This is a genomic window from Pedobacter terrestris (genome assembly GCF_052343045.1).
Taxonomy (GTDB): domain Bacteria; phylum Bacteroidota; class Bacteroidia; order Sphingobacteriales; family Sphingobacteriaceae; genus Pedobacter.
In genome coordinates, this window is record NZ_CP180264.1 from 1,643,518 (window position 1) to 1,654,408 (window position 10,891).

The 10,891-nt window shown below is 38.0% G+C and carries 11 protein-coding genes and 1 tRNA gene; 4 read left to right on the plus strand and 8 right to left on the minus strand.

Annotated elements, in window-relative coordinates; genetic code table 11:
- Nucleotides 1-66 precede the first annotated feature (66 nt).
- Nucleotides 67-1,281: an MFS transporter gene (locus ACJVDH_RS07060; RefSeq protein WP_443946858.1), complete on the plus strand. Its 1,215-nt coding sequence runs from the start codon at nt 67-69 to the stop codon at nt 1,279-1,281.
- 45 nt (nt 1,282-1,326) lie between these two features.
- Here ACJVDH_RS07060 and ACJVDH_RS07065 read toward each other — a convergent pair whose 3' ends face one another.
- The 4 genes from ACJVDH_RS07065 to ACJVDH_RS07080 form a co-directional block, all read right to left on the minus strand.
- Nucleotides 1,327-2,223, minus strand: coding sequence for a DUF72 domain-containing protein (locus ACJVDH_RS07065; RefSeq protein WP_443946859.1), 897 nt, complete (start codon nt 2,221-2,223; stop codon nt 1,327-1,329).
- Nucleotides 2,224-2,229: 6 nt separating this feature from the next.
- Nucleotides 2,230-2,589, minus strand: a complete 360-nt coding sequence (locus ACJVDH_RS07070) for a DUF5615 family PIN-like protein (protein WP_443946860.1) — start codon at nt 2,587-2,589, stop codon at nt 2,230-2,232.
- Nucleotides 2,570-2,806 (minus strand): DUF433 domain-containing protein, encoded by a 237-nt coding sequence (locus tag ACJVDH_RS07075; RefSeq protein ID WP_443946861.1) that lies wholly within the window; start codon nt 2,804-2,806, stop codon nt 2,570-2,572. The genes ACJVDH_RS07070 and ACJVDH_RS07075 overlap by 20 nt, the downstream gene beginning before the upstream one ends.
- Before the next feature lie 98 nt (nt 2,807-2,904).
- The gene (locus ACJVDH_RS07080) at nt 2,905-4,293 is read right to left on the minus strand and encodes an arginine decarboxylase (RefSeq protein WP_443946862.1); all 1,389 of its coding nucleotides are present in this window, start codon (nt 4,291-4,293) and stop codon (nt 2,905-2,907) included.
- Between the two features lie 291 nt (nt 4,294-4,584).
- Between ACJVDH_RS07080 and ACJVDH_RS07085 the strand changes: the two genes are divergently transcribed.
- Nucleotides 4,585-6,465 (plus strand): gamma-glutamyltransferase family protein, encoded by a 1,881-nt coding sequence (locus ACJVDH_RS07085; protein WP_443946863.1) that lies wholly within the window; start codon nt 4,585-4,587, stop codon nt 6,463-6,465.
- A 102-nt stretch (nt 6,466-6,567) separates the two neighbouring features.
- Here ACJVDH_RS07085 and ACJVDH_RS07090 read toward each other — a convergent pair whose 3' ends face one another.
- A complete protein-coding gene (locus tag ACJVDH_RS07090) occupies nt 6,568-7,680 on the minus strand; it encodes an alkene reductase (protein WP_443946864.1) in 1,113 nt (370 codons plus the stop codon).
- A 221-nt stretch (nt 7,681-7,901) separates the two neighbouring features.
- Here ACJVDH_RS07090 and ACJVDH_RS07095 point away from each other — a divergent pair, with 221 nt between their 5' ends.
- Nucleotides 7,902-8,744, plus strand: a complete 843-nt coding sequence (locus ACJVDH_RS07095) for an endonuclease/exonuclease/phosphatase family protein (protein ID WP_443946865.1) — start codon at nt 7,902-7,904, stop codon at nt 8,742-8,744.
- A gap of 51 nt (nt 8,745-8,795) precedes the next feature.
- Here the strand turns inward: ACJVDH_RS07095 and ACJVDH_RS07100 are convergent, their stop codons facing one another.
- The 3 genes from ACJVDH_RS07100 to ACJVDH_RS07110 all read right to left on the minus strand — a co-directional run bounded on the left by ACJVDH_RS07100 (nt 8,796) and on the right by ACJVDH_RS07110 (nt 9,786).
- Nucleotides 8,796-9,194, minus strand: coding sequence for a hypothetical protein (locus ACJVDH_RS07100; protein ID WP_443946866.1), 399 nt, complete (start codon nt 9,192-9,194; stop codon nt 8,796-8,798).
- Between the two features lie 132 nt (nt 9,195-9,326).
- Complete coding sequence (locus ACJVDH_RS07105) at nt 9,327-9,563, minus strand: hypothetical protein (RefSeq protein WP_443946867.1); 237 nt, start codon at nt 9,561-9,563, stop codon at nt 9,327-9,329.
- 150 nt (nt 9,564-9,713) lie between these two features.
- A tRNA-Thr gene (locus ACJVDH_RS07110) sits at nt 9,714-9,786 on the minus strand.
- Nucleotides 9,787-10,048: 262 nt separating this feature from the next.
- On the opposite strand from ACJVDH_RS07110, the gene ACJVDH_RS07115 reads away from it, so the two are divergent.
- Nucleotides 10,049-10,870, plus strand: coding sequence for a hypothetical protein (locus ACJVDH_RS07115; RefSeq protein WP_443946868.1), 822 nt, complete (start codon nt 10,049-10,051; stop codon nt 10,868-10,870).
- The last annotated feature ends 21 nt before the right edge of the window (nt 10,871-10,891 follow it).

The following is a 10,891-nucleotide window of genomic DNA, read 5'->3' on the forward strand; positions in this document are numbered from 1 at the left end:
CTGTTTTGGCGCCCAAAAATGTTTTAAAGTTTGCCGAACTTTGGGCTTTACATATTCAACATTTTTATGCAGTCCGAAGTACAGGATCAAGCGGCAAAAAGCCTTAACTTGACCATCATCAGTTACGTTGTTTTTACTTTCTTAGGTTATTTTACAATTGGTTTAACGCTTGCCGTACTTCCAGAGTATTTACATGGAAGTTTAGCATACAGCACAATGGTGGCTGGTATTGTAATTAGTTTGCAGTATGTGGCAACGTTTATATTTAGAGGTTACGGTGGGAGGATTGTAGATAAAAAAGGACCAAAACCAGCAGTAATGATGAGTATGTTGGGGTTTATTATCAGTGGATTGCTATTGCTTGTTACCGCTTTTGTAAGCGAATACCGCATGCTTAGTTTGGTTTTACTGGTAAATATGCGTTTGGTAACAGGTTTTTCTGAAGGATTGGTAGGTGCCAGTCCAATTAATTGGGCCATTTTTAAAGTTGGCACGCAGCACACGGCAAAAGCCATTAGTTATAACGGCATTGGTAATTATGGTGCTTTGGCGGCCGGCGCACCGCTCGGCGTAATTATAGCAAACACAATCGGGATAGGATATATTGCCTTACTAATCATCGCAATCGGCATTGGCGGATTTTTTTATGCGCGCCGTAAAACCAATATTTTTGGCCGTAACATAGAAAATGACGAAGAACCACAATCTTTTTTCCGCGTGTTGAAAAAAGTAACGCCATACGGACTTTGCCTTGCTGCCGGCGGACTTGGTTTTGGCGCAATTTCTACTTTTATTACTTTGTATTATAATTATTTGAGGTGGGATGGGGCAGTGCTTTGTCTTTCTCTTTTTAGTGTGATGTTTGTGATTGGCCGATTGATTTTTGCTAAAGCCATTGATCAATACGGTGGGATGAAAACTGCAATTGCCTGTTTAGCGATGGAGGTTGTTGGGCTGAGCATTATTGCCACGGCAGTAAGTCCGACTTTAACACTAGTTGGTGCCGGAATTTCGGGTTTGGGTTTTTCTTTAGTTTTTCCGGCGCTCGGTGTAGAAGCTGTGCGCCTTATTCCGGTTTCCAGTCAAGGTTCAGCATTAGGTAACTACGGTTTGTTTATCGATTTATCTTTAGGGGTTACGGGGCCGCTAATTGGTGCCGTGTCTACCACTTTCGGAATGCAATATATATTTCCGTTTAGTCTTTGCGTAGTTGTAGCTGGCTTTATACTTGCTGTCAGCATCTTGTACAGAAGGCAAAAAAGTATTCTTCAAATACCATAAAGCGGCCTTTTCAGGGCAAAATGGACTTGCCCTGAAAAGGTATTTTTAAAATAATGTTGGTGGGCCTGGTGTTGCCATTACTGGAATATGGAGATTGGTTCCAATAGATTTATTTAATTGATCCGTAAAATAGGCGGAAAATAATGGAGAAGAAAGTTCTACATTTTGGTGAACAAAGAAATAGAGTTTTTCTAAGCCTGCATTTTTCCATTCTACAATTCTCTCAATCCAATCGTCCAATCGTTTCTTATCAATTTCATCCACATTTGCGCCTACAAAACGAACAAATGCGACAGGAGAGGTTAAACGCATATGCAGCATATCTCTTCGTCCGGCTGTATCTACAATAATATTAGCGACATGATGTTTTTCAAAAAGATCAGAAAATTGCTTGGCAATCAACGGGTTAGAAAACCATTCATTGTTTCTCACCTCTACACCAAGAGGAATTACTTTTGGGAACTCTTCAACAACTTTTTGCAGACGATCAAAATCTTTTGGTTTAAAATTATCGTGCAATTGAAGAAATGCCATTCCAAGTTTGTCTTCAAAATTGCTAATTGCATCGCAAAATTGCTCTACAGGTTCTTTAACATTTATGAGGCGTTTAAAATGACTAACGCTGTTGGTTAGTTTTGGGAAAAATTTGAAATTTTCAGGCGTTTTTTCCGTCCAGGTGATGACTTGCTCCCGTGTTGGCATTCCATAAAAGGTTGCGTTCAGTTCAATAGAGTTGAACTGAGTAGAGTAATACGTTAGCTCATCTTTTGTTCCTTTTGGATAAAAACCTTTTAAATCGGCTTTATTCCATTTAGCACAGCCTACAAAAGCTTCAAAATTTTGCTTGAATTTATTTGCGGATAAAATCGCTGCCGTTTCCGGCGCATCAGCCGGAAGGGTATAATCTATAATTGATGGGTCTTCTACTTTACCGAATTGCATTTAGTCTTATTTTATTTCAAATATATCCAAATCCCTATAGATAAGTTGTTCTATTGCGTCATAAATTTCAGCTTTTAATTTTTCGTAGAGAACCTTGTTTGAGCAATTTCCGAGTTTTAGAAAAATTAATTTTGGAGGTATACCTTTCCATGAAACAATTCCGTGAAAATCGGAATCTTTTGTTATGATAATTACTTTTTTCTTATCTCTGGCAGTTTTATAAATATCAATGTCTGATGTATTGTTCAGTTTAAGGGTATGAAACGAAGTACATTTAATATTTATTTCATTCATGAGCCATTTTGAAATAATGGGCGAAATGTTTTCATCCAACCAAAATTCCCAGTCATTCGTAAGTGTATTCATCCCTAAGTTGCTTTGCACTAAAAAGTAGTGCCGCCAGAATATCATCTGCTTCAAGGATGGGATGCTCCTCTAAAATTTGCTCATGTGTCATTCCTGACGACAAGAGTTCGATAATATCAATCACGGTAAACCGATTGCCTCTTATTGTAGGCTTTCCGCCCATTAGTCCTGGGATGAAGGTAATTCTCTCTAGTAATTTACTTTCTTCACTGTTCATAAGTTAAATATACTAAATGATAATACAACAAAAAAGCGCCAGGTAAAATACCCGGCGCTGTATGTTTGTTCCTGAAGTTCCTCTACACAATTTGAGGATTAATAACCCAGAATTTTTAATACCTGTTTACTATTTTGTTCTTCTCCAAAAACTTCAAAGTTGAAACTTTCATCTCTGTTTCTGCGAATTAAAACATGTTTCGGACTTGGCAATAAGCAATGATGAATACCGCCATACCCGCTTAAAACTTCCTGATAAGCGCCCGTGTGGAAAAAGCCTAAATATTGTACTTTACGCGTTTTTGGCATAAATACACTATTCATATGCGCTTCCTGGTTGTAGTAATCTTGTCCGTCGCAAGTAATTCCACCTAAATTCACACGTTCATATTCTGCATCCCAGTTGTTTATTGGCAATAAAATATATTTCTGGTTGAGCGCCCAAACATCTGGTAAGTTTGTGATGAAAGATCCGTCTAGCATTAACCAACGTTCGCGGTCATTTTGTTGTTTACGGCCTAAAACTTTATATAAAATACCCGATGCTTCTGCAACGGTGTATTTACCAAATTCAGTAATAATATCCGGTTCCATAACTTCGTGAATGGCACAGATTTCTTTAATCCGTTTTACGATTTCATTTACCATATACTCATAGTCGAAATCGAAAACCAAAGAATCTTTAAATGGCATACCACCACCAATATCAAGCGTGTCCAGATCCGGATTTATTTTTTTGAACTTGCAATATAAAGTCACATATTTTTCAAGTTCATTCCAATAATACGGAGTATCAGAAATACCAGAATTGATAAAAAAGTGCAGTAATTTTACCCTAAAGTTCGGATTGGTTACAATTTTATTGTTGTAAAAATCAATCACATCCTCCATACGTACCCCTAAACGAGAGGTGTAAAATTGCGAATCAGGTTGTTCTTCAGCAGCAATACGGATACCCAGATTACAAGGTTCATCCATTTCTACCTCATCATCGTAAAGGTTAAATTCTTCTTTATTATCCAGTACCGGAATGATGTTTTTAAAACCATCGTGCAACATATCAATGATATATTGTTTGTATTGATAGGTTTTAAAGCCATTACAAATGATGGTTGTATCTTTGCTTAAAGCACCTTTTTTCTCCAGCGCATCAACCATTGGCATATCAAAAGCCGAAGAAGTTTCCAAGTGGATGTTGTTCTTTAAAGCTTCTTCAACAATGTGTTTGAAGTGCGAACTTTTTGTGCAATAACAATATTTATAATCGCCGCGGTAGTTATTTTTAAGAATTGCGGTTTGGAAGAGGATTTTCGCCTGTTGAATCTTCTTGCTAACCAGAGGTAAATAGGTGAAACGCAATGGCGTACCATAGGTTTCAATCATTTCCATCAGGTTCAGATCCTGAAAATATAATTCATCTTCCAGTACCTCGAAACCTTCCTGAGGAAAGCCAACACTGAGGTCAAGAAATTCGGAGTAACTCTGCATTTATTATCGTGATAAATTTTTGCAAAAATGTAATTTTAAATTGATATATGAATCGTAATTAAAATATTTTTACCGTTCTTTTAACAACGTGTAAATGCAGTAGATGGTTTTGGCATGGATTATTCAAAATGGGTTGTACAGGTATTGTTTTTCATTTCGATTAACTTTCTGCTTATGAAGCCTCAGATAGGTATTGATTTCTCAGGTAACAAAGATATATAAATAGCGAATTTATGTCCGTTACGACGGTAAATATCGTTTAAAACGGACGCATTTACCTATCTTAGACACATGAAGAAACTTATACTCATTGTGGTTTTGGCACTTCTGGTGCACCCAATTTATGCCCAACAAACACAAAAACCGATGATTTACGGAAGCAATTGGATGGCTATAACAGGTAAACCAATGGCCGCAACCGCGGGATCAATGATTTTTCAGCAAGGCGGAAACGCTGTTGATGCGGCCTGTGCCATGCTTGCAGCAACCTGTACCATGTGGGATACGCTAAGTTGGGGCGGCGAAACTCAGGCGTTAATTTACAATCCAAAAACAAAAGAAGTGATTGCCATTAATGCAATGGGCGTGGCACCAACCGGAGCAACCGTAGAATTTTTCAAAAGTAAAGGCTATAATTTTCCGCCAGAATATGGCCCGCTTGCTGCCACTACACCTGGCACGCCCGGCGGCTTAATTTTTATGTTAAGTAAATACGGAACCATGACGCTTGGACAGGTTTTGGCTCCGGCCATGGAAATGGCAAAAGGTTATGTAATAGAAGCGCAGGCCGCAAATGCAATGGAACGCGGAAAAGAGCTGATCAGAACCTGGCCGTACAGCAAAAAAGTTTTTCTTCCGCATGCGGGCGAAAAAAGAGAAGCGCCAGAAGGTGGAGAAATTTTCGTACAAAACGATTTGTTCAACACGCTAACCAAAATGGTAGAAGCAGAAGCGAATGCCTTAAAAAATGGTAAAAATCGGCAAGACGCCTTAATGGCAGCATATGATCGTTTTTACAAAGGTGATATTGCTAAAGAATTTGTTCGCGGAAGTAAAGAACAAGGTGGTTTAATTACCATGGATGATTTGGCAAAATGGAAACCTTTAGAAGAAAAAGCGTTAAGCATTAATTACAAAGGTATAGATGTATATAAACTGCAGCAATGGACACAAGGCCCCGTTTTATTACAGGCGCTGAATATCCTGGAGAATTTTGATTTAAAAGGAATGGGGTATAACAGCTCTAAATATATTCATACCGTTTATCAGGCAATGAACTTATCCTTCGCCGACCGCGACTTTTATTACGGAGATCCTGCAAAAGCACCGTTAGAGCCAATGGCGGGGTTGCTGAGCAAAGATTATGCAAAGAAACGCGCAGACTTGATCAGATCGGATAGAAATGACGAACACATTGGCCCCGGCGATCCTTATCCTTTTGAAGGGAAAAAAAATCCGTATTTGAACTTGCTGAAAAGTCGCGGTTTTGAAATGGATACCACGAAAAGAAATTTCGCCCCGAAACATGATCTTGGAAACAATACACCCAAAGAGATTTACGAAGACCGTTTATGGAGAGGAACCACTTCTATAGAAGCTGCCGATAAAGAAGGTTGGGTAGTTTCTGTCACGCCAAGCGGCGGATGGTTGCCAGCATGCATAGCCGGAAATACCGGAATTGGTATGAGCCAAAGGATGCAGAGTTTCGTAATGGATGCATCTTTAAATCCATTCAATGTAGTAGAACCCGGTAAACGGCCAAGAGTTACGCTTTCACCTTCTATGTTTTTGAAAGATGGCAAGCCATATATCTCTGCAGCGGTGCAAGGTGGCGATACACAAGATCAAAACCTTCTTCAGTTTTTTCTGAATATGGCAGAGTTCGACATGAATGTACAGAAGGCGACTGAGGCTGCAAATTTCAACACCAACCAACTTTGGTTGTCATTAGGTGGAACAAAAACAAGTGATCGTGAGCCTAAACCCGGACAAATTCTGCTTAATAAAACAACACCAGAATCTGTTAAAGAAGAACTAAAGAAAATGGGCTATATCCTCAGTTTCTCAGAAAGAACCAGCGGCCCGATTAATGCAATTTATTTCGATTGGAAACATGGAAGTATGTGGGGCGGATCAAGCAACCACGGAGAGGATTACGGAATTGGCTGGTAATATTAAAGTAACCCTGTTAAAAGTTTAAAATTTTCTTTTAACAGGGGTTGCATAGGTAGATATTGCTGTTCGTAAATTATATTAGCAGACCAACAAAATGTATCAGATGTTTTGTGTTTCTGGTTGGTAAGTTGGATAATCTGTATAACCAATTTCTGCACCACCATAAAATGTTTTTCCGTCTGCTTTGTTTAAAGGCCAATCATTTTTAAACCTTTCTGCTAAATCAGGATTTCCAATTAGTGGAACACCAAAACCGGCCAAATCTATTATGCCACGTGTAAGTAAATCTTCAGCTTGTACTTTGTCTAAACCTCCGGCAAGTATTATTGATCCGGAATACCAGGTACGCAATTTTTGCAAAAACGTTTCCGGAATAACATATTGACCTTGCTTTGTTTGGTTCATCAAATGGATATAAGTTACAGAACGTTTATCTAATTCATGTGCAACATATTGATATACTTCTTCAACTTCATCAAAAGCAGGAATATCATGTAACTCGCCGTAAGGAGATAAGCGCACACCCACTTTTTCAACTCCAATTTTAGCAGCGATTGCATCTACAATTTCTAACAGTAGCTTAGCTCTGTTTTCTATGCTGCCACCATATTCATCCGTGCGGTTATTCAATATTGGGTTTAAAAATTGTTCAACCAGATAACCATTAGCGCCATGTATTTCAATTCCATCGAAACCTGCTGCAACTGCATTTTCTGCTGCATTTGCAAAATCCATTATCACTTGTTTTACTTCTGTAGTTAACAAAGCCTTAGGTACAGAACAGTTTACATAAGTTGCATTTCCATTTTCATCGTAAGCATAGGCTTTAGCGGTGGGTGCAGCAATATCAGATGCGCCTAAAGGAGAATTTCCATCTAATAAACTAGTGTGTGATATACGGCCTACATGCCAAAGTTGAACAAATATTTTACCACCTTTCTCATGCACAGCATCGGTAACTAATTTTGCACCGCTAATCATTTCTGGAGTGTAAATTCCGGGTACGTACAAAACACCTTTTGAACTTGGAGAAATAGCAACACCTTCTGTAACAATTATACCTGCACCACTTTTGCCAGCACGTTGTGCATAATATTCGGCATTAAGGGAATTAAAAATTCCTTTAGGGTTGCGGGCACGCGTCATCGGCGCCATAACCAAATGATTTATAGAAGTTAAACTTCCTTTTTTATAAGATTCTAATATTTTCATTGCTTTTTTTATGCAAAATTACAGCTGCAGAAAATTTCAAACAGGTATATTCTGGCATAATTAAGGTAAAAAACCGAATTACTTATTTTATTGATGTTTAACACTAGGTTTATATTTACTATTGTATTTTTGTACAGTTTACATAAAAAGATACTCTTACCAGATAGAAAATCAATATCTGGTAGATTTTTCACTTCAGATCCCGTTCAGACAAAAAGAATATGCGTTTCAGATCATTTGTTCTCACTATCGCAATTGCTGTTATTAGCATAAACGCAATTGCCCAACAATACACAGTTGGTTCGTTTAATATCAGATATGATAATTCTGGTGATGAAGGAAACCGTTGGGCGCAACGCGGTCCCGTTGCGGCAAATCTAATCCGCTTTCATCAATATGATGTTTTTGGTATACAGGAAGGATTAAAAAACCAGGTTGAAGATTTGTCTAAATGGTTACCAGAATATAATCATTACGGTTTAGGACGCGATGATGGTAAAGACGCTGGCGAACATTCTACCGTTTTTTACCGCAAAGATAAATTCAAGCTGTTGGGCAAAGGCGATTTTTGGCTTTCAGAAAATCCAAATCAACCGGGATTAGGTTGGGACGCTACGTGTTGCAATAGAATTTGCTCGTGGGTACATCTTCAGGATCTCAAAACCGGAAAGAAATTCTTCTATTTTAATGCACATTTTGATCATCAGGGGAAAATTGCACGCGTAGAAAGTAGTAAACTGATCGTGAAAAAAATTAAAGAAATTGCCGCAAATACACCATCAGTTTTTACCGGAGACTTAAACGGCGGCCACAAGAGCGAATGGTATCTTACACTTGCAAATTCGGGATTGCTTACAGATACTTACACTCAGGTTAAAAAACCATATGCAAATAACTCATCCTTTAATGCCTGGGGAAAAGAAGTAAGTGGCTTCGAAATTATTGATCATGTATTCGTAACTAAAGGATTTACGGCAACAAGATGGGGTATCTTAACAGATACTTATCAGGGCAAATTTGTTTCTGATCACTTCCCGATTCTAGTTGATTTGGAAATGAAATAGGTTAATTTTTTTGGAAAATAGTTTTTTTGTCGTGTTCTTAAACACAAACTGTTAAACGTTAGAACTTCCGTATTTCCGTACAGTTAAAAATGCAAAAGCCGCAAATAGGGGTAAGGCAAACTCCATAGTATGGTCTAAAGGCAATTTCATGCAGCTATTATCTGCAGGATTGTACGTAACCAGAACGCCATAGTTGCGTATGCCAGAAACATCGCAGTATGTAAATGGGCTATACAGCGAGATTTTACTGTCGCGAATGCCACAATTTGGATCTTGATCGTAATATCTAAAAGCGATGTAGCCCGTATTGTAGTAATTCAGATTTCCGGTAAGCGGGTTTTTATTTCCAATTGCATTTGGATACAATCCATTATATGTGCTACAGCCAACATCGGCTTTTACTGTATTTGCAAACATGCAAACTACCAGTAACATGAATAAATACTTCATAACGTTTGGTTTATGAAGCGATTTACGCAGGTCGCAGAAATTCAGATGTTTAGGGAATTATTACTTCATCAAATCTTCATTAAACGTGACTTTTGTATGATTTTGTTTACGTTATTTCCAGATTTTGTTTGATTATATCCAACGCGGAGGCGCATAAAAAACTTCAAGACTTGTGCAGCTAAACCCCAGTTTTTGTAATGTCTTCACAATGACATCGCCGGCATGTTCGGTAGATTCTGTACGCAAAATGCGATCAATATCAAGGAGATCTACCGTCCAGCTAATGTGGCTCAGTTGCGTATTAAATGTTTCTGCTACCCGGTTTACATCTTCTTCTGAAGAAATATTTGTTTTAAAAATAGTTATCATAAACGATCAGTTTTTCTGGGTAGACGAATGAAACTTTAAAATACTTTAAAGTTTTTGGGTTTTTTTATTCAACTGATCTATTTCGTTCTGAATGAGCGGTTTAAAACCAAAAAAAGCGATAAAGTTTTCTTCATCGCTTTTCTAAAATTGAGCCTCCTATCGGAATCGAACCAATGACCTACTGATTACAAGTCAGTTGCTCTACCAGCTGAGCTAAGGAGGCTTTCAATCGGGATGCAAATATGGAAAAAAGATGGAGACTTGTCAAGGGAAAAATAAACATTTTTTTAAGTGATTGATTACCAGTTTTCTTTTGTTTGAAAAACCTGAGCGATTTTTTTTTTGCCGATGTTTATATACTAATTACGTAGAAATTATAACTTCCTGCATTCCTCTGCCGAATGAAATATAATCTCAAAAAATTGCGATTTAACATATTGGATATGTAATTTGGCAACTTTAAATCCCACATTTCAAAAGCAATTATGACCGGAACACTCGCTCAGTTGATCGCCATTGTTAGTTATGGCAATGAATTTTTCAAAAATGGAAACCTTCCTGATCATTTCTACCCAAAGCATACTTCATTTAATTTTTGCAATTCTGTAGATTTTGTAAAGTTTAACACCGTTTCCAGAACTTCCAATACCGAAGAGTTTGTAGTAGCAAATGATCCTAAAGATTGGTTCAGTCAACTTGCAGATCGCGGTGTTAAGTTTTTGAGGTTGTTTTATCAGCCTTCGGCAGATCAATCAAGAGTTAAAGATCATCAAATGGCTGGAATGATTGGTGGTGGCGGAACCTGGTTAATTGAAGCGATTTATGATGACCATTCTGATTTTTGGCAAGACCGTTGGGAAGTTACCCGAAAAGATGATCCGGAAAGTAAAATCTGGAGTGTAAAATACGGATTGGTTGCGCCAAATGAAACCACGCGCAACACGCAACATGAGTTGCCGCAACTGCGGGAAAACTTATCAGATACTTTATCCAAAATTTCTGCTTTTGCATTTTCAAAACAACTGGATAATTTTGGGCAAATTTTTTCACGTGCACTCGCGGTTCTAAATAGCGAAAATCCCGAAAAAGAGTATTTCCATCACGATTTAATTGTTAATGCCAATTATTCAATTGCGGCCAAACAACTGTTGTATGCAGCAGCATCGGCCTGGGTTTTCGGCGGAATGGGTTCATGGAATGATATGGGTTTTCCGGATCACGCCAGCGAAAAGCTATACTCAGAACTTACCCAAATTTTATATGCCGATATTTTAGATAGTATTACCGCAACCGTAAATTCCTTCTAATTTCTGCTGCAGATAATTTGC

Coding starts and splice junctions, on each gene's coding strand:
- ACJVDH_RS07060 (WP_443946858.1), top strand. CDS start 67: ATGCAGTCCGAAGTACAGGATCAAGCGGCAAAAAGCCTTAACTTGACC.
- ACJVDH_RS07065 (WP_443946859.1), bottom strand. CDS start 2,223: ATGCAATTCGGTAAAGTAGAAGACCCATCAATTATAGATTATACCCTT.
- ACJVDH_RS07070 (WP_443946860.1), bottom strand. CDS start 2,589: ATGAATACACTTACGAATGACTGGGAATTTTGGTTGGATGAAAACATT.
- ACJVDH_RS07075 (WP_443946861.1), bottom strand. CDS start 2,806: ATGAACAGTGAAGAAAGTAAATTACTAGAGAGAATTACCTTCATCCCA.
- ACJVDH_RS07080 (WP_443946862.1), bottom strand. CDS start 4,293: ATGCAGAGTTACTCCGAATTTCTTGACCTCAGTGTTGGCTTTCCTCAG.
- ACJVDH_RS07085 (WP_443946863.1), top strand. CDS start 4,585: ATGAAGAAACTTATACTCATTGTGGTTTTGGCACTTCTGGTGCACCCA.
- ACJVDH_RS07090 (WP_443946864.1), bottom strand. CDS start 7,680: ATGAAAATATTAGAATCTTATAAAAAAGGAAGTTTAACTTCTATAAAT.
- ACJVDH_RS07095 (WP_443946865.1), top strand. CDS start 7,902: ATGCGTTTCAGATCATTTGTTCTCACTATCGCAATTGCTGTTATTAGC.
- ACJVDH_RS07100 (WP_443946866.1), bottom strand. CDS start 9,194: ATGAAGTATTTATTCATGTTACTGGTAGTTTGCATGTTTGCAAATACA.
- ACJVDH_RS07105 (WP_443946867.1), bottom strand. CDS start 9,563: ATGATAACTATTTTTAAAACAAATATTTCTTCAGAAGAAGATGTAAAC.
- ACJVDH_RS07115 (WP_443946868.1), top strand. CDS start 10,049: ATGACCGGAACACTCGCTCAGTTGATCGCCATTGTTAGTTATGGCAAT.